Source organism: Leucobacter komagatae (assembly GCF_006716085.1).
In the GTDB taxonomy this organism is placed as follows: Bacteria; Actinomycetota; Actinomycetes; order Actinomycetales; family Microbacteriaceae; genus Leucobacter; species Leucobacter komagatae.
Map to the genome: position 1 here is coordinate 2,828,421 of NZ_VFON01000001.1, position 16,287 is coordinate 2,844,707.

At 66.1% G+C, this 16,287-nt stretch carries 15 protein-coding genes and 1 other RNA gene; 10 read left to right on the forward strand and 6 right to left on the reverse strand.

The window, feature by feature from the left end; translation table 11 throughout:
• Nucleotides 1–22: 22 nt before the first annotated feature.
• From FB468_RS12830 to FB468_RS12840, 3 genes are all read left to right on the forward strand, one after another.
• The gene (locus tag FB468_RS12830; protein ID WP_246055878.1) at nucleotides 23–595 is read left to right on the forward strand and encodes a hypothetical protein; all 573 of its coding nucleotides are present in this window, start codon (nucleotides 23–25) and stop codon (nucleotides 593–595) included.
• Between the two features lie 60 nt (nucleotides 596–655).
• Entirely contained in the window at nucleotides 656–2,203 is a 1,548-nt protein-coding gene (locus FB468_RS12835) for a flotillin family protein (protein ID WP_141887697.1), read from the forward strand.
• A gap of 102 nt (nucleotides 2,204–2,305) precedes the next feature.
• Nucleotides 2,306–2,965, forward strand: a complete 660-nt coding sequence (locus FB468_RS12840) for a PH domain-containing protein (RefSeq protein ID WP_141887698.1) — start codon at nucleotides 2,306–2,308, stop codon at nucleotides 2,963–2,965.
• Between the two features lie 11 nt (nucleotides 2,966–2,976).
• Here FB468_RS12840 and FB468_RS12845 read toward each other — a convergent pair whose 3' ends face one another.
• A complete protein-coding gene (locus FB468_RS12845; protein WP_141887699.1) occupies nucleotides 2,977–3,498 on the reverse strand; it encodes a YqaJ viral recombinase family protein in 522 nt (173 codons plus the stop codon).
• Nucleotides 3,499–3,758: 260 nt separating this feature from the next.
• On the opposite strand from FB468_RS12845, the gene FB468_RS12850 reads away from it, so the two are divergent.
• On the forward strand, nucleotides 3,759–4,481 hold the full coding sequence (locus FB468_RS12850) for a response regulator transcription factor (protein WP_141887700.1): 723 nt from the start codon (nucleotides 3,759–3,761) through the stop codon (nucleotides 4,479–4,481).
• An 11-nt stretch (nucleotides 4,482–4,492) separates the two neighbouring features.
• Here the strand turns inward: FB468_RS12850 and FB468_RS12855 are convergent, their stop codons facing one another.
• A complete protein-coding gene (locus FB468_RS12855; protein ID WP_141887701.1) occupies nucleotides 4,493–5,311 on the reverse strand; it encodes an enoyl-CoA hydratase/isomerase family protein in 819 nt (272 codons plus the stop codon).
• 361 nt (nucleotides 5,312–5,672) lie between these two features.
• Between FB468_RS12855 and rplJ the strand changes: the two genes are divergently transcribed.
• Together rplJ and rplL are read left to right on the forward strand one after the other, a co-directional pair.
• A complete protein-coding gene (rplJ, locus tag FB468_RS12860; protein WP_141887702.1) occupies nucleotides 5,673–6,182 on the forward strand; it encodes a 50S ribosomal protein L10 in 510 nt (169 codons plus the stop codon).
• 72 nt (nucleotides 6,183–6,254) lie between these two features.
• Complete coding sequence (rplL, locus tag FB468_RS12865; RefSeq protein ID WP_119281629.1) at nucleotides 6,255–6,635, forward strand: 50S ribosomal protein L7/L12; 381 nt, start codon at nucleotides 6,255–6,257, stop codon at nucleotides 6,633–6,635.
• Nucleotides 6,636–6,704: 69 nt separating this feature from the next.
• Here the strand turns inward: rplL and FB468_RS12870 are convergent, their stop codons facing one another.
• The 3 genes from FB468_RS12870 to FB468_RS12875 form a co-directional block, all read right to left on the reverse strand.
• Nucleotides 6,705–7,814 (reverse strand): baeRF11 domain-containing protein, encoded by a 1,110-nt coding sequence (locus tag FB468_RS12870; protein WP_141887703.1) that lies wholly within the window; start codon nucleotides 7,812–7,814, stop codon nucleotides 6,705–6,707.
• Nucleotides 7,815–8,022: 208 nt separating this feature from the next.
• On the reverse strand, nucleotides 8,023–8,160 hold the full coding sequence (locus FB468_RS17150) for a putative transporter small subunit (RefSeq protein ID WP_170219728.1): 138 nt from the start codon (nucleotides 8,158–8,160) through the stop codon (nucleotides 8,023–8,025).
• Nucleotides 8,161–8,162: 2 nt separating this feature from the next.
• Entirely contained in the window at nucleotides 8,163–9,845 is a 1,683-nt protein-coding gene (locus FB468_RS12875) for a sodium:solute symporter family protein (protein ID WP_141887704.1), read from the reverse strand.
• Nucleotides 9,846–10,379: 534 nt separating this feature from the next.
• Here FB468_RS12875 and FB468_RS12880 point away from each other — a divergent pair.
• The 3 genes from FB468_RS12880 to ffs all read left to right on the forward strand — a co-directional run bounded on the left by FB468_RS12880 (nucleotide 10,380) and on the right by ffs (nucleotide 14,365).
• A complete protein-coding gene (locus tag FB468_RS12880) occupies nucleotides 10,380–12,116 on the forward strand; it encodes an ABC transporter ATP-binding protein (RefSeq protein ID WP_141887705.1) in 1,737 nt (578 codons plus the stop codon).
• Nucleotides 12,116–14,254, forward strand: a complete 2,139-nt coding sequence (locus FB468_RS12885) for an ABC transporter ATP-binding protein (protein ID WP_141887706.1) — start codon at nucleotides 12,116–12,118, stop codon at nucleotides 14,252–14,254. The genes FB468_RS12880 and FB468_RS12885 overlap by 1 nt, the downstream gene beginning before the upstream one ends.
• A gap of 14 nt (nucleotides 14,255–14,268) precedes the next feature.
• Nucleotides 14,269–14,365: signal recognition particle sRNA small type (gene ffs / locus FB468_RS12890), an RNA gene on the forward strand.
• Between the two features lie 188 nt (nucleotides 14,366–14,553).
• On the opposite strand, the gene FB468_RS17435 is transcribed toward ffs, so the two are convergent.
• A complete protein-coding gene (locus FB468_RS17435) occupies nucleotides 14,554–15,240 on the reverse strand; it encodes a MarR family winged helix-turn-helix transcriptional regulator (RefSeq protein ID WP_246055879.1) in 687 nt (228 codons plus the stop codon).
• Nucleotides 15,241–15,376: 136 nt separating this feature from the next.
• On the opposite strand from FB468_RS17435, the gene FB468_RS12900 reads away from it, so the two are divergent.
• Nucleotides 15,377–16,141: a hypothetical protein gene (locus tag FB468_RS12900; protein WP_141887708.1), complete on the forward strand. Its 765-nt coding sequence runs from the start codon at nucleotides 15,377–15,379 to the stop codon at nucleotides 16,139–16,141.
• Nucleotides 16,142–16,287 lie beyond the last annotated feature (146 nt).

The window sequence follows — 16,287 nt, forward strand, 5'->3', positions numbered from 1 at the left end:
GAGGTGCGCTATGGGAGCGATCATGGACTGGCTGAACGGCCTGCTCGACGGGTCGCTCATCGCGGGCGGCATCTTCCTCATCATCGGCGTCGTCGGCGGCATCCTGCTGCTGCTGTCGCTCGTGCTCGACGGGATCTTCGACGCGTTCGACTTCGGTGACGGCCCGCTCAGCCTCACCACCATCGCCGCGTTCACCGCGATCTTCGGTTTCACGGCCTTCGCGCTCGTCGGCGCCGGGCTGCCCACCCCGCTTGCGGGGCTGCTTGGCGCGGCCGCGGGCGTGCTCGGCGGAGCCGCGGCCTGGTGGCTGAGCAAGGTGATCCGCAGCGCCGAGTCGTCGACCGCTGTGAGCGGCGACGAGCTCGTCGGCTCCGTCGCCGGTGTCGTGCTCGCGATCCCTGCGGGTGGCCTCGGCGAGGTCGCGCTCGTGCGCCACGGCGAGCGGGTCTCGCTCTCGGCGACCTCCGACACCGCGATCGCGCGCGGTACTCAGGTGCGCATCGCGCAGACCATCACCGCTACCTCGGTGCGTGTCGAACCCGTCTCGGCGAGCGCCGACCCCGCACCCGTCGACCCCGCAGCGTCGCCCAGCTAACTCGTCCGCGCTGGCGCTCGCGCCGGCTTCACTCACAACTGAACTTCCCCGGGAGGGAACATGTTCTTCATCACCCCAGCCATCGTCGGCGTGTTCGGAGCGGTCGTCGCGCTCGTGCTCATCGCCCTCGTCATCATCAAGCGGTACCGCATTGCGAAGCCTGACGAAGCGATCATCGTCACGGGTGGCAAGGGCAAGGAAGTGAAGGCGGCGGACGGCACGACCATCCGCGACATGTCAGGCCAGAAGGTCGTGACGGGCGGCGGCGTCTTTGTACTGCCGTTCGTGCAGAAGTCGTTCACCATTTCGCTACGCTCGCGCCGCCTCTCGATCACGACCGAGGCGCAGACAACCGACGGCATCACGATGCAGGCTCAGGCCGTCGCCGTCGTGAAGGTCGGTGGCACGCAGGAGATGATCCGCGCCGCGGCACAGCGATTCCTCTCAAACTCCGACGAGATCGATGAGTCGACGCAGGAGGTGCTCTCGGGCTCGCTCCGTTCGATCATCGGCGGCCTCACCGTGCTGCAGATCATCCGCGACCGCGCTGTCGTCGCGCAGAGCGTGCTTGAGGCGGCGGAGGAGGCGCTCACGAAGCAGGGCCTCGTCGTCGACACGCTGCAGATCCAGGAGATCCGGGACGGCGCAGACTACATCGCGAACATCGGCCGGCCCGAGGCCGCGAAGGTGCGCCAGGCCGCTGACATCGCCGAGACCAACGCCTACCAGGCCTCGGAGGAGGCGAAGATCGCGGCCGAGAAGGTGCTGCTTGACCGCAATCGCGAGCTGAAGCTCCGCCAGGCCGAGATCCAGGCCGAGACCGACAAGGCGAACGCGCAGGCGCAGGCCGCTGACCCGCTCGAGCAGGCGATTCAGCAGCAGGCCATCGTCGAGCAGCAGCAGATCACCGCGCAGCGCGAGGTCGCGCTGCGTACCGAGAAGCTCAACGCCGACGTTCGCGCCGTCGCCGAGGCTGAGGCGTACAAGGTCGAGGCGCTCGCGAAGGCGGAGGCCGCGGCTGCCGTTTCGGCGGCGGACGGTCGCGCGCAGGCGGTCGAGCGCGAGGGCCTCGCGGCCCGCGCTGCGCGTATCGCCGCGTCTGAGGCCGTCGCGGCCGAGGGTCGCGCGGAGGCCGAGGCGATCCAGGCGAAGGGAACGGCAGAGGCGATCGCGGTCGAGGCTCGCGCACGCGCGCTCGAGACGCAGTCGCAGGCGGTGCTTGCGCAGGAGCTCATCCACAGGCTCCCGGAGATCGCGGGCGAGTACGCGCAGGCGATCGCGGGCATCGACAGCATGACCGTCGTCTCGGCGGATGGCACCTCGCGGGTCGCGGGCGACGCGATGGGCAACCTCAAGGGGCTGCTCGAGATGGCGCGCGAGACCGTCGGCGTCGACCTCGTCGGAATGCTCAACGGGGTCGTGGCCGGTAGCGCCGCCGGCGCTGCGGCCGGCCGCGCTGCCGCCTCGACGCAGGGCGACGCGGCTGTTGAGCTCGCGAACCCCGCCGAGACCGACGAGCGCCCCGCGGCTCCCGCGGAGGCTCCCGAGGCCGACACGGTTCCCGGCGCCAGTGACGACGCTGCGACGGGGGCCGGCGCAGCCTCGTAGTCCCGAACCGCACCGCACTCGGCGGGCTGGGAGCCTCGTGGCTTCCCAGCCCGCCGAGTGCGTTCGGTGACGTTCTGCAGCTGGGCAGGGCAGAATAGAGGCATGCGTCGCACTCGAAACACCCAGGAGACCACCGTGCTCCCCTCACAGGGTGCCAGTGCGGACCTCGCGGGCGGCACAGCAGCTCCCGTCTTCGGGGGTGCGGGGCAGCCGCGGTGGGCGGCGCCTCAGGCTCCCGGAGCCGCTGGCGTTGGCGTTGGCATGACCGGGTCTGCGATTCCGCAGCAGCCCGAGGAAATTATCGTGCGAGTACGCCGGCACGGGAGGCACCTGTTCCTGCCCGTGCTGCTACTGTTTCTCATCGCGGGGTTCGGTGGCTTCTTCATCGGCACGCTGCCCGAGGCGTGGATGAACCTTGCCGCCCTTGCCGGCGCGGCGCTCCTGCTCGCTCTCGGCGTTATCGGGCCGCTGCTCGGTTGGCTCGCCCACCGGGCGGTGGTGACGACGCGCCGCGTGATCCTGCACCACGGCTTTTTCGTGCGGCACCGCACTGAGGTGTCGCTCGCCCGCGTGCGCGAGGTGCGTTCGAAGCAGAATCCCATTCAGCGCATGTGGGGCTCCGGGGACATCGATCTGCTCGTTGGGGCGGAGGCAACGCGGATCTCTGACGCGCCCGGCGTGAAGCTCCTTCACGTCGCGCTGCAAGAACTCGCTGAGCGCAGCTACGACGAGCAGGTACGGGCGACGGGCTTCGGCCTGTAGCCGCGAACGCTCTACGTCGTGCGCGCGATGAGCACGTCGATGAGTTCGCCGGCGAGGTTCACGAGGCGCTCGATCTCTGACTCGTCGCGCTCGATCCAGCGGCACTCAGGCTCACCGACGGGCACGAAGTCGACGTGGCGTTCCCAGACCATGAGAGTGCGTTCGGCGCCGAGCACGTACTGCTGCCACCAGATCTGCCTGAGGTAGTTGCGCGGGATGACCCGCCACTCCTTGTTCGTCGTCTTGATTTCGGCGAGCTCGAGCGCACCTGTCTCGCGCTCCACGAGGCCGTCGGGGGTCGCGAGGTGGCGCAGGTCCGTTGCCGAGTGGAAGAGCGCAGCGCTCGGCTGGATGCCGTGCTCGCGCTCCACCCACGCCGCGATCTTCGGCTCTCGTGCCTTCCCGTGCTCGGTGTAGGCGTTGCCGGTGAAGCTGCTGCCATACATTTTCTCTCGCGCCGCGGTCTCGATAGACCTCGGCGTTGAGAGCTTCGCCACGTCGGTGGCGGTGATGCCGCGAGCTCTGGCGCGCATCCATGCACCGTGGTCGGAGCCGTCCGTGACGATTCGCGAGAGGTGTGCTCCGGAGCGGGCCGAGGAATTCGGAGAAGCGGGTGTCAGCACCGCACTATTCTCCCACGCAACGGGGGAGGTGGCCGCAGGCGGAGCGCGAGTCTGGCAATCGAATTTCGCGCGTCCAGCAACGATCAATCGAATGTCCGCGTAAGAGTATACACCTGTTTGGCAGGGAATGCCCCCAGCGCTCGCCCAGACGAAACAGGCAAAATATACGTATGGCTGCCGAGACGCTCACGAGACAAGATGGAACTATGGTGCGCGCACTCGTCGTGGATGACGAGGAGTCGATCACTCAACTCATCGCAATGGCACTCCGTTATGAGGGGTGGGACGTGCGCTCTGCCGCGAGTGGCGAGGAAGCACTCAAAGTCATTGCTGAGTTCCAGCCCGATGTCGCGGTGTTTGACATCATGCTGCCTGACTTTGATGGAATGCAGCTCCTCTCCCGTGTGCGCGGGCAGGGCGAGATTTTCCCCGTGCTGTTCTTGACGGCGCTCGACTCCGTTGAAGAACGTGTGGCGGGCCTCACCGCTGGTGGTGACGACTACGTTGTGAAGCCGTTCAGCTTGGAGGAACTCCTGGCGAGGCTCCGCGGGCTTGTGCGGCGATCGCAGCTGCGGCTCGCGTCGCAGCCGAACCCGATTCTGCGTGTGGGCGACCTCGAACTCAATGAAGACAGCTACGAGGTGTCTCGCGGTGGCGAGCTGATTCAGCTCACCAACACCGAGTTCGAGTTGCTGCGCTACCTCATGCGCAATTCCGGCAGGGTGCTCTCGAAGGCCCAGATCCTTGACCGGGTGTGGAGCTACGACTTCGATGGCAAGCCGACCGTCGTGGAGTTGTATATCTCGTATCTGCGCCGCAAGATCGACGCGGGCCGCCCCGCGATGATCCACACGGTGCGCGGCGCCGGCTACATGCTCAAGCCCGCGGAGTAGCCGAACGGGCTCTAGCGCCCGACGAACACGGCCGGGCGCTTCTCGAGAAACGCCGTTGCGGCCTCGATCGCGTCGTCGGTGCGGCCGCACGCGACGTTTCTGCGCGCCTCGGCCACGAGCGCGAGCGCAAGGTCAGTGGTCGTGTCGGTGAGGTTTGCCTTGAGGGCACGCAGCGCGACAGGCGGCTTTGCCGCGAGCTGCTCCGCGAGAATGAGCGCACCGGCGAGCGTCTCCTCGTCGGGGAACACGCGCGTCACGAGGCCGATCCGCAGTGATTCCGCGGCGTCGACCCGCTCGTTCATGAAGAAAAGCTCCTTGGCTTTCGCCTCACCGAGAAGGCGCGTGAGAAGCCAGGTGCCGCCGAAGTCGCCCGAGAGCCCGGCGTCGACAAATGCGGTTCGGAACACGGCGCCAGCCGACGCCACCCGGAAGTCGCACGCCGCGGCGATCGACAGCCCGGCGCCTGCGCACGCACCCCTGATCGCCGCGATCGTGATGAGGCTGCTCTCGCGCAGCAGCAGCGATAGTCGACCCGCCGAGGCGAGTTCGCGGGCCCTCGTCTCGGCGGCGGTGTCTGCCTGCTGAAACCCGCCAGCGGCGAAGCTGTCGAGGTCGCCGCCGACGCTAAAGTGGTCGCCCGCGCCGGTGAGCACGAGCACACGGACTTCGGGCGCTTCGACGAGCCGCTCGACGGCGCTGAGCGCGTCGGTGACGAGCTCGTCGCTGAACGAGTTGCGCCTCTCTGGGCGATTGAGGGTGAGGGTTGCGACCGCGCCGTCAACGTCCACGATGACGGCGCTACCTGACTGACTGCCTGGCTGCGGTGACATGGGGAAGCTCCTTTGCTTCGGGGGAGGGCGCACCGGCATGCGCGCCACCTCCACACTCGCCCGACAACCTGGGAGTACGGTTCGCGTGCGAATTTTCTCGCGCTCGGTGAGTGTGCTATTCTTCTATCTGGCCCAAGACCGCCGGTAAAGTTCGCAAGAACTTCAGAACGCTCACGGAATCCAGTAATGGTGAATGTGAGGACCAGCGCAGGTACAGAACTCCTTGACATGCGAATTCGTTCCATGAATCTGAAGCTCCGTGCGTGCGCGCCGGAGCTTTTTCCATTTTTGGGAACCGCTTCGTGCGGCGCGGCCACCCGTGATGCATTCGCTACACGGTTACGACAATCAAGGGAGCGCCATGGCTACGAAGGACGCTACGGTCGCCGATCTTCAGAAGCAGTTTGAAGATTCGGGCGCCGTTCTGCTGACTGAGTACCGCGGTCTCACGGTTGCTCAGTTGCAGGAACTCCGCAACAGCATCCGCGAGCACGCGACTTACGCTGTGGCGAAGAACACGCTGACCAAGATTGCGGCTAACAAGGCCGGAATCACCGCGTTTGACGACGAGCTCGCTGGCCCGTCTGCACTCGCGTTCGTGCACGGTGACACTGTCGCCGTTGCCAAGGCACTGCGTGACTTCGCCAAGGCAAACCCTCTTTTGGTGATCAAGGCTGGCTACTTCGATGGCAAGCCTCTGACCGCCGCTGAGGTAGGCAAGCTTGCCGATCTCGAGAGCCGTGAGGTGCTGCTGGCTAAGGCTGCTGGCGCAATGAAGGCTTCGCTGATCGGTGCTGCACAGCTGTTCAACGCTCTGCCCGCCAAGGCCGCTCGCGGCTTCGGTGCGCTGCAGGAGAAGCAGAACGCTTAAGGATCGGCACCCGCCGACCGCAAACAATCTGTTCCTGCGCGATGTGCAGGGCAAACATCAAGGAGAATCATCATGGCTAAGCTTTCGACTGAAGAGCTGCTTGAGCAGTTCAAGGGCCTGACCCTCATCGAGCTCTCGGAGTTCGTCAAGGCGTTCGAGGAAGAGTTCGACGTTTCGGCTGCTGCTCCGGTTGCAGTTGCTGCTGCTCCGGCTGCTGGCGCAGCTGAGGCTGTCGAGGAGAAGGACGAGTTCGACGTCGTCCTCGAGTCGGCTGGCGACAAGAAGATCCAGGTCATCAAGGTTGTGCGCGAGCTCACCGGCCTGGGCCTCGGCGAGGCTAAGGCTCTCGTCGAAGAGGCACCGAAGACCGTTCTCGAGGCTGCAAAGAAGGACGCAGCTGAAGAGGCAAAGGCTAAGCTCGAGGAAGCTGGCGCTGGCGTAAAGCTTGCGTAAGTTCTCGCTCTAGCGAACGAAAGGTGGGCCGTCCCGAAAGGGGCGGCCCACCTTTGCGTTTCAGGGGTGCTAGACCGAGAAGCGCACCTCGGCTGCGAGCTGCGTGCCTCCAGGCACCTCGCTCCCGCGGAGCGCGAGCACGCGCCCGCCACCGGCGAGCACCTTCGAAGCGAGCTGGTCGACGAGGCTGTAGCCCGGTGTGCTCTCCGCCACCAGGCCGCCGGCCTGATCGTCGAGCGTGCCCTCTGGGTGAGCGTCCAGGTCGACGTAGAGCGTCGAGATCGCGCCGGCCACCGCCGCGCGGGCGATATCGGACAGATCGGTCACGGCGCGGCCCGCGGCCTGAAGGTTACCGAACTCCTCCTGCCGCTCGGCGAGCTCATCGGCGTAGTACGCGTCGAGGATCTCGCGGGCTGCCGCGTCGATCTCGGTCGAGCTGAGGTTATCGGGGTTGCCCGAGATACCGGCGTCGAGAAGCTTCGCGTTGCGTGTGACGGAGCGGAAGACCGAGTCGAGGGGCTGCGCCGACGCGAGAATCAGCGGCCCCCGGGTGCTCCGCAGGACGGGCGCGATCGCCCGGTCAACGGCGCGCGCGTAGCCGAGGAGCCGCGCGTCGTGCCCCTCGGGCCCGTGCAGGCGGCGCCTGTGGGAATCGACCCCGGGATCCTCAACATTGAACGTGTCGAGGAGGTCGCTCGGGAGCTCGGGTACCGGGAGCTCGGAGCCCCGGTGATCCGGCCCGATCACGATGAGGCGGACGCCCTTCTGGCTGAGTGCGAGCACCGTCGCGTCGTGCGCGAAGGTGATCGTGCGCAGGAGCGGTACGACGCGGAAGTGGTTGCCGGCGAACCACTCAGTCTCGAGCTCGTTCGGGAGGCGGTAGGCGACTGTGCGCTCGGGGCCCGCGAACACCACGAGGCTGTGCGACAGGTACCGCCAGAGCTGGGTGTCGTCGACGAGTGCGCGCAGGCCCGCCTCGGTTGCAGCGATTTCCGCAGCGTCGCCACCGTGCTTCGTGTGCTCCGCGACCGCTTCGCCCACGAGGTTGCCGAAGGTTATTCGGTTGGCCTCGGCGTCGGTAGTCACGGGCGACGTTCGCTGCACGATGGTGATGAGATTCGGGCGCTCGGTGTGGGCGAGCTGTTCGATCTCTGAACGGAGCGGAATATCGGTGTGCATGGGCGATCCCCCTTCAACGTTGTCGCGGGGCTGCGGGTTCGCGCCCCACCTCGGAGAACCCCGGAGGGAAACTCCCGCGGGATCCTTAGCCCCTACCTTGCCCGATGAACCGGAAAAAGGGAATGATGCAGTTGTGCAACGCGCGTGCACGCGCGAGGGGTATCTCCCGTGGATGCTATGCGAGCGGGCCGCGCCCGCACCACAGGCGCTAAATGATCTGGCGCCCCTCACGCTTCGCCTCGCGCGAATCCTTGATGAACGCGCGCACGATGACGAACAGCGCCCCCGTCACGATGACGGGCCAGACGAGCACGTACGCCGTCAACAGAACAACTTCCCAGTTCATGATTACTCCTTTACTGCTGAGCGCGGTGATTCAGTGTGCTGCGACGCAATCTCCTCGACCGGGTCGAAGTCGCCCGTTCGCAGCTTGATGAGGTCGAAGTCGAAGCGCTTGTTCGAACCGAGCGTGATAAGCGTGCACAGGATCGTCGAGACGGAGTACGCGACGAGCGAGCCAGAGAGCACGGGGTAGGTGTGGAGAAAGCCGATCGCGAAGGGGGCCGCCGCGACGGTCGCGATACCTCCAACCCAGAACGCGACGCGCTTCCCGAAGAAACCGAACGCCATGAGCCCGAGCACCACGCCGATACCGATCGTTGCGAGCACGTCGAACACGATCGCCACCCAGCCCGTCATCGGGATCCACTCGAACCGCACCGGGAGGAAGGCAGCGAGCGCGACGACGACCGAGACGCTGAACGCCGCGTTCGTGACCCGGTTCCAGTAGAAGCTCGCGATCACTGGGAACACGAGGGCGCCCCAGAGCGCGCCGACGAAGACGAGCAGGTCGAGGATGTTCAGGTGGGAGCCGGCGAAATACATGCCCGCCGTCATCGCGACGATCATCGTGATGCGCCCGACGAGCACCATCGTGCGCGGGTTCGGCTTCCCCTTCGCGATGTTCTGGCCGTAGATATCGGCCATCACGATGGAGGAGAGCGCGGTGAGGTCGGCATCGGCCGTTGAAGACAGCGAGCCGATAATCATGATGAAGAACAGCGCGAGCAGCGCCGGCGGCAGATACGTCGCCGCCATCTGCGGGATGAGGTTGTTCACGTCGCCGCCGATCGGCTCGATCCCGGCGTACAGGGCGATGACGCCGAGCATGCCGATCCCGATGATCGTCGCGCCGTACCCGAAGGTGGCGGTGACGAACGTCTTCTTGATGAGGTCCTCGCGCACCGCGAACAGGCGCTGCGCGATGGTCTGGTTGCCGATCGCGTAGGCGAGCACCGCTGCGATGTAGGGCGCGCCCTGATTGAAGAACGCGTCGGAAGAGAAGAAGTTCGACTGCTGCGGCGTGAGGTTGTGTGCGCCCGTCACAAACAGGTCGGGGCCGCCGGCCGCGAAGAACACGACCGGGATGATGATGATCACCGCGCCGAGCATGAAGAGCACCTGCATGAAATCGGTGAGCACCGATGCCCTGAACCCCGACCAGAGCGTGTAGAGCAGCACGCCGGCGCCGATCGCGAGCACGCCCTGTCCGAAGGTGAATGGCGACAGCATCGAGATGAGGGCGCCGCCCGCGATGAGGTTCGAGGTCAGGCTGATGATTGAGCCGAGCACGTTCGAGCCGGCGAGCATGAGCTGGCTCGAACGGCCGTGTCGCGCGAACATGACCTCGGCGATGGTGTGCGCGCGGGGCGCGACCTGCCTGATCCTCCGCCCGAACGGGTAGATGAGCAAGATCATGAGGGCTCCCCAGAGCCCGTAGTGGATCGGGCCGGAGAGGCCGTAGGTGTACCCGGAGGTGGCGGAGGCGTACATGGACGCCGCCCAAATCCAGGTGGCCGTCATTGACGCGGCGGAGATGCCGAACCCGACGCGGCCCCCTCCCGTCATGTAGCCGTCGGCGTTCTCACGCTTCTGGCTGATACGGAGGGAAATGATGAGACTCGCTCCAAAGAACGCGAGGAAAAGGGCGACAACGATGGGGCCCGAAAGCTGCTGGAGCTGGTCTTGCATGGGTGCTTCCTTTCAAATTGCGGATCGGCGGGTGCCGGTGGACCGAATGCGGAAGAAAGCAGCTAGGTGGGGAAGCGGAAGAGGTGGAAGGGGGAGGAAGAAGTCGTGCGCGCGAGGGGTTGTGCTGCGCCAAAGCGTTTCGGGGTGGAGATAGGGCTCAGTCCTTTCGAGTACTCGTGCTCCCCGCGGCCGCGGAACGTCTGTGTTGCCCGGGTGCGGGGTCGCCGAAACATGAAGCGTGACGGCGCACAACGAATGTCTGGCTGCGCAGCACTCTGACCTGACCGTTCAGACCGGCGCATGCGAACTACCTGACCTTTCAAGTAGTACATGAGTTCGGCGAGAACTTCTAGCCCGGCCGGTTCTCACCGCGATCCTGTCTCGCGGCTACTGCATCCCTGAGATACCTCCTGCAAACCACGGTGTGGCTTAAATGTCCGAGTAGTCTTGTACCATTAGCCGGTTGGCTGTGCGTGGTCGGGGGCATGCAGGCTCGCTCATCAGATCACTCGTCGTCGCATAAGAAGGATGCCCATGGCCCTCATTTCTTTGACCCTAAAACACGCGAAGAAGTACTGGACATTTATCGTCGCGGTGCTCGTGCTGCAACTACTCTCAACGATCGCAACGCTCTGGCTTCCCAGCCTGAACGCGCAGATCATCGACAAGGGCATCGCCGTCGGTGACACTGACTTCATTTGGCGCACGGGCGGCATCATGCTGCTCGCCGCGTTCGGCCAGCTGATTGTCGCCGTCGGCGCCGTGTACTTCGGCGCCCGCACCGCAATGGGCGTTGGCCGCGACCTCCGCCGCGAGGTCTACCGCAAGGTCGACTCGCTCTCGACCCTCGAAGCCACCAAGTTCGGCGCAGGCACGCTCATCACCCGTGGCACGAACGACGTGCAGCAGGTGCAGATGCTCGTGCTCATGACCCTGAACTTCATGGTGTCTGCGCCGATCATGATGATCGGCGGCATCGTGATGGCCCTCCGCGAAGACGCGGGCCTGTCGTGGCTCGTCTGGGTGTCGGTTGCCGTGCTCGCGGTGATTGTCAGCCTGCTCGTGTGGCGACTGCTGCCGCTCTTCCGCGTCATGCAAGACAAGGTCGACGCGATCAACGGTGTGCTGCGCGAGCAGATCATGGGCATCCGCGTCGTGCGCGCGTTCGTGCGCGAACCGTTCGAAACGAAGCGCTACGACGTCGCAAACCGCGAGATCACCGACGTCTCGCTGAAGGTCGGCAACATCTTCGTGATGATGTTCCCCATCATCATGATGGTGCTGCACCTCGCAACGGCAGCCGTGCTCTGGTTCGGCGGTTACCGGGTCGAGGCGGGCGACATTCAGGTCGGCTCGCTGACGGCGTTCCTGCAGTACCTCATGCAGATCCTGATGGCGGTCATGATGGGCGTTTTCATGACGATGATGATTCCGCGCGCGGTTGTCTGTGCCGAGCGCATCCGCGAGCTGCTCGATACCGAGTCATCGCAGTCCTTCCCGGACAGCGAGACCGTGGCATCGCCCGCCGCTGGCCAGATCAAGTTCGAAAACGTCACCTTCGGGTTCCCCGGTGCCGAGAAGCCGGTGATCGCCGACGCGAGCTTCGTTGCCGAGCCGGGCAAGACGACCGCGATCATCGGGTCGACGGGCGCGGGCAAGACCGTGCTGCTGAACCTCATGCTTCGGCTCTACGACCCGCAGGAGGGGTCGATCACGATCGACGGCGCCCCCGTTGACGCGCTTACCCGCGCGCAGCTCGCGCGGACCGTGAGTCTTGTGCCGCAGCGCCCGTACCTGTTCGGCGGCACGATCGCGTCGAACCTGCGATTCGGCCGCACCGACGCGAACGACGCTGAGCTGTGGGAAGCGCTGCGCGTCGCCCAGGGCGAGGACTTCGTGCGTGAGAAGGAGCTCGGCCTCGAGGAGCCAGTGTCGCAGGGCGGCACGAACGTCTCCGGCGGCCAGCGCCAGCGCCTGTCGATTGCGCGGGCGCTCGTCGCGAAGCCGCTCGTCTACCTCTTCGACGACTCGTTCTCGGCACTCGACGTCGCGACCGACGCTCGGCTGCGGGCCGCACTGCCCGACGCGACCGAGGGCGCAACCACCATCATCGTGGCGCAGCGCGTCTCGACGATCACCGAGGCAGACCAGATCCTCGTCATGGAGGGCGGTGAGATCGTCGGCCGCGGAACGCACGACGAGCTCCTCGCCACGAACGAGGTCTACCAAGAAATCGTCCGCTCGCAGCTCGAGGAAGCGGAGGCAGCCTAATGGCAAAGCGAGAGAAAGCCGTGAAGGCTAAGAACACCCCGGTCGAAGAGATCGAGGAGGACTGGGACAAGTTCGAGCCCGGAAATGGCGGCGACATGTTCGGCGAGGGCGCGCCGCCGCGCAAGGCGAAGGCGTTCTGGCCGTCGGCGAAGCGCCTCGTTGGGCTGCTCGGGCCTGAGAAGGGCAAGTTCGCGTTCGTCGTCGTGCTCGTCATCTTCTCCGTGCTGCTCGCGGTGATTGCGCCCAAGGTCCTCGGTCGCGCGACCGACGTGATCTTCAACGGCGTGCTCGGCAAGCAGCTTCCCGCCGGGGTGCCGCTCGACCAGATCATCGCCCAGCTGCGTGCTGAGGGCAACACCCAGTTCGCAGACATGCTGCAGGGCGCGGACATCGTTCCGGGTCAGGGCATCGACTTCGGGCTGCTCGGCCTGCTCATCCTCGCGGTGATCGGGCTCTACCTTGGCTCGTCGCTGCTCATGTGGCTCGAGGGCTTCATCCTCAACCGCATGGTGATGCGCGTCGTCTACAAGCTCCGCGCCGACATCGAGGCGAAGATCAACCGCCTGCCGCTGTCGTACTTCGACGGCAAGCAGCGCGGTGATGTGCTCTCGCGCGTCACGAACGACGTTGACAACATTCAGCAGGCCCTGCAACAGGCCTTCTCGCAGCTCGTGCAGTCGTTCCTGATGATCGTCGGCGTGATGGTCATGATGTTCGTGGTTTCGTGGCAGCTCGCGCTCATCGCGCTCATCACCCTGCCGCTCTCGGGCATCGTCGTCGGTATCGTCGGCGTGCGCGCGCAGAAGCTGTTCGCGGCCCAGTGGAAGCACACGGGCGAGCTCAACGGCCACATTGAGGAGTCGTTCACGGGCCACGAGCTAGTGCGCATCTTCAACCGCGACGCCGAGATGACCGAAGAGTTTGACCGCCGCAACGAGGGCCTCTTTGGCGCCTCGTTCAAGGCCCAGGCCCTGTCGGGCGCGATCATGCCGTCGATGAACTTCGTCCAGTCGCTCATCTACGTGCTCATCGCTGTTGTCGGCGCGCTTCGAGTGACCGCCGGCCAGATGACGCTCGGCGACGTGACGGCGTTCATCCAGTACTCGCGCGAGTTCGCCCAGCCGGTTGGCGAGATTGCTGGCATGGCGAACATGCTGCAGTCTGGCGTCGCGTCGGCAGAGCGCACGTTCGAGCTGCTGGACGCTGAGGAGCAGGAGCCCGAGAACGCAGAGCTCGACTTGCCCGACCGCACCGACGGCCACGTCCGCTTCGACAAGGTCTCGTTCAGCTACGACGCCGAGAAGCCACTCATCGAGGACCTCTCGCTTGAGGCGCGGCCCGGCCACACGATCGCGATCGTCGGCCCGACGGGCGCGGGCAAGACGACGCTCGTGAACCTCATCATGCGGTTCTACGAGCTTGACGGTGGCCGGATCTTGCTCGACGACGCCGACATCACCAAGCTGTCGCGTGAGGAGCTCCGCTCTCACGTCGGCATGGTGCTGCAGGACGCGTGGCTGTTCGACGGCACCATCCGCGAGAACATCCGCTACGGCAGGCTCGACGCGACCGACGAGGAAGTCGTCGAAGCGGCGAAGGCCACGATGGTCGACCGCTTCGTCAGGCAGCTCCCCGAGGGCTACGACACCGTGATCTCGGAGAACGCGTCGTCGCTGTCGGCCGGTGAGCGGCAGCTGCTCACGATCGCGCGAGCGTTCATCGCGAACCCGTCGCTGCTGATCCTCGACGAGGCCACCTCGTCTGTGGATACCCGCACCGAGGTGCTCGTGCAGCAGGCGATGCGCGCGCTCCGCAGCGATCGCACCTCGTTCGTGATCGCGCACCGCCTCTCGACGATCCGCGACGCTGACACCATCCTCATGATGGAGGCGGGGCGTATCGTTGAGCAGGGTTCGCACGAGGAGCTGCTGGCGAGGCGCGGCGCGTACTACGACCTCTACCAGGCCCAGTTCGCTGGCGAGGTGGATGAGGAACACGCCGAGGAGCTGCTCACGGGTGAACCCGTTGCGGCGACGGGAGCTATCCCGGTTGCGGGTGTGGCCGAGGCTGACGTGACCCCCGGAGAGCCTGCGGATGGTGACGCGGCAGCTGACGGTGGCGCGAAGGGTGCTTCGTAATCCGCTAGACTAGTTGGTGCCCCTCACGTGGCGATATCTTTGTGAACTCCCCCAGGCCGGAAACGGAGCAAGGGTAGCGGAGCTCTATCGGGTGCGTGGGGGGCGCTTTCGTTTCCCGGGCCGCTGGCGTGGTTCTGGGTTTGCCCCTGGCCCGGCCCTTCGGCCTCGCCTGGCCCTGGCCCTGGCCCTGCCCCTGGCCCTCGCCGATGAGACCCTTCCCTGCAGAACCGCCCCTTAACTACAGTTGGGAAGGGGGGCTCTTGCGGGCAAGTTACTGTCTGGCGAGCGTGGGGATGTCGCTAGGAGCCGGTGGGCCAGGCGTCCGCGAGCTTCCTGATCAACCGCAGCAACTCGGATCGTTCGTTTGAGTCCAGTGCTTCGAGGGCAGTCGAGGCTTCGTCGCGCTGTCGGTTGCGCACGCCGTGCACGAGCTGCTCGCCTGACTCTGTGAGGCGCACTCTCGTGCGTCGGGCATCTGCCGGATCAGCTTGTCGCTCAGCGTGCCCGAGTGCGACTGCCTGCTGGACGAGCCTGGAAGCGCGGGGCTGGTCGACGCCGATGTGCTCGGCGAGCTCGCTCACCGAAAGCGGTTCGGGGGAGCGGGCGAGTACGCCCAGCATGCGCATCAGGGCGGGGCCCCCTATGGAACCGCGACCGCCGTGCCCTCCGGGTCCGCCGTGGCCACCGCGCTCACCTAGGCCACCGGGTCCGCCGTGTCCGCCGAAGCCGGGGTGCTCGCCCTGCGCGGGCCCTCCGCCTCGGTCGCCCCAGCCCCCGTGCGGGCCCCAGCCGCGGTCACCACGACCCTGACCGTGGTCGCCACGACCCCGGCCAAAGTGTTCGTCGCCGTGGCCATGGGGGCCGCGCCGCCCGCGCCTCCCGCGCAGGCGGGCGAGCGCCTCGAGCAGCGCGTCGGCGTCGTCCGTGCTCGGTGAGGCCGGCGGCTGCGGCTGAGCGGCCTGCGTGGGGTTGGGGGAGATGTTCATGAAAAAAGTTTACATGTCTCTTGACATGGATCCAATTGCATGTCACTATACATATGCATGCAAGGTGACATGGAAAGTTGCGGCTCACGAACGAGGCATGCGGAGCGGGTCTCATCCCGCACGAAAGGACTTCAACATGAGTAACACTCAAGACTTCAACAACGAACACTCCAACAGCTCGGTTACGGGAGAGCCCACCGAGGCGGCGCCGAATGCGCCCCAGCAGGGGGCCAACTCGCTCCGCTCGATGCGCTACTGGCTGCGCGCCGTTGACACGCTGATTGCCCGCGAGCTTGACGCTCGGTTCGCCGAGGCCGGAGCCTCGCGGCGCGACCTGCGGATGCTGACGATGCTCGCAGCAGGTGACGAGCTTCCTGAGAAGAAGCGCGCCCGCTTGGAGCGGCACGCCAACCGCCTCTGGGCGCTTGCCGACCGCGGGTGGATCGTGCGTTCCACGCAGCGCAACGAGCCTCAGGCTCCGCTGGCGCAAGCCGGCTGGGAGCTGACCACGGCGGGCGAGGCTGCGCTCGAGCGGCTGCAGCAGATCGCGCAGTCAGTGCGCGAGCAGGTCGAGGGGGCCGTGTCGGAGGAGGCATTTGCGACCACGGCCGATTCACTCAAGACCATCGCTGAAGAGCTCGGCTGGACCGAGGAGATGCGGCTGCATCGCGGCCGACGTGGCCCGGGCGGATCTCGCGCGGGCTGGCAGCGTCGTCACGGCCACGGCCACGGCCACGGCCACGGCCACGGTCACGGTCACGGTTGCGACCGGCAGGGCCACTTCGAGGGCCAGCGCCCAGACTGGGGGCACAGCCACAGCCACAATCACAATCACAATCGCGGACGTGGGTTCGAACGTGGCTTTGCAGCGGGATTCGCTGCTGCGCGCTCTCGCGCCTAACGCGGTCCGAGCCGCGAGCGCCCGAGCGTCGGCGGGCCCCTGAGCCCCCGCACGCAGATATCGCCGACTCAGATGACCGAAGGGCCGGCTTCCCCGCAGGGGAGGCCGGCCCTCCGCCGTATTCCCGAGAGCTTCCTACGGATTCT

Bases quoted from the DNA above. Each gene is read 5' to 3' on its own strand.
- FB468_RS12830 (WP_246055878.1), top strand. From the start codon at position 23: ATGGACTGGCTGAACGGCCTGCTCGACGGGTCGCTCATCGCGGGCGGC.
- FB468_RS12835 (WP_141887697.1), top strand. From the start codon at position 656: ATGTTCTTCATCACCCCAGCCATCGTCGGCGTGTTCGGAGCGGTCGTC.
- FB468_RS12840 (WP_141887698.1), top strand. From the start codon at position 2,306: ATGCGTCGCACTCGAAACACCCAGGAGACCACCGTGCTCCCCTCACAG.
- FB468_RS12845 (WP_141887699.1), bottom strand. From the start codon at position 3,498: ATGCGCGCCAGAGCTCGCGGCATCACCGCCACCGACGTGGCGAAGCTC.
- FB468_RS12850 (WP_141887700.1), top strand. From the start codon at position 3,759: ATGGCTGCCGAGACGCTCACGAGACAAGATGGAACTATGGTGCGCGCA.
- FB468_RS12855 (WP_141887701.1), bottom strand. From the start codon at position 5,311: ATGTCACCGCAGCCAGGCAGTCAGTCAGGTAGCGCCGTCATCGTGGAC.
- rplJ (WP_141887702.1), top strand. From the start codon at position 5,673: ATGGCTACGAAGGACGCTACGGTCGCCGATCTTCAGAAGCAGTTTGAA.
- rplL (WP_119281629.1), top strand. From the start codon at position 6,255: ATGGCTAAGCTTTCGACTGAAGAGCTGCTTGAGCAGTTCAAGGGCCTG.
- FB468_RS12870 (WP_141887703.1), bottom strand. From the start codon at position 7,814: ATGCACACCGATATTCCGCTCCGTTCAGAGATCGAACAGCTCGCCCAC.
- FB468_RS17150 (WP_170219728.1), bottom strand. From the start codon at position 8,160: ATGAACTGGGAAGTTGTTCTGTTGACGGCGTACGTGCTCGTCTGGCCC.
- FB468_RS12875 (WP_141887704.1), bottom strand. From the start codon at position 9,845: ATGCAAGACCAGCTCCAGCAGCTTTCGGGCCCCATCGTTGTCGCCCTT.
- FB468_RS12880 (WP_141887705.1), top strand. From the start codon at position 10,380: ATGGCCCTCATTTCTTTGACCCTAAAACACGCGAAGAAGTACTGGACA.
- FB468_RS12885 (WP_141887706.1), top strand. From the start codon at position 12,116: ATGGCAAAGCGAGAGAAAGCCGTGAAGGCTAAGAACACCCCGGTCGAA.
- FB468_RS17435 (WP_246055879.1), bottom strand. From the start codon at position 15,240: ATGAACATCTCCCCCAACCCCACGCAGGCCGCTCAGCCGCAGCCGCCG.
- FB468_RS12900 (WP_141887708.1), top strand. From the start codon at position 15,377: ATGAGTAACACTCAAGACTTCAACAACGAACACTCCAACAGCTCGGTT.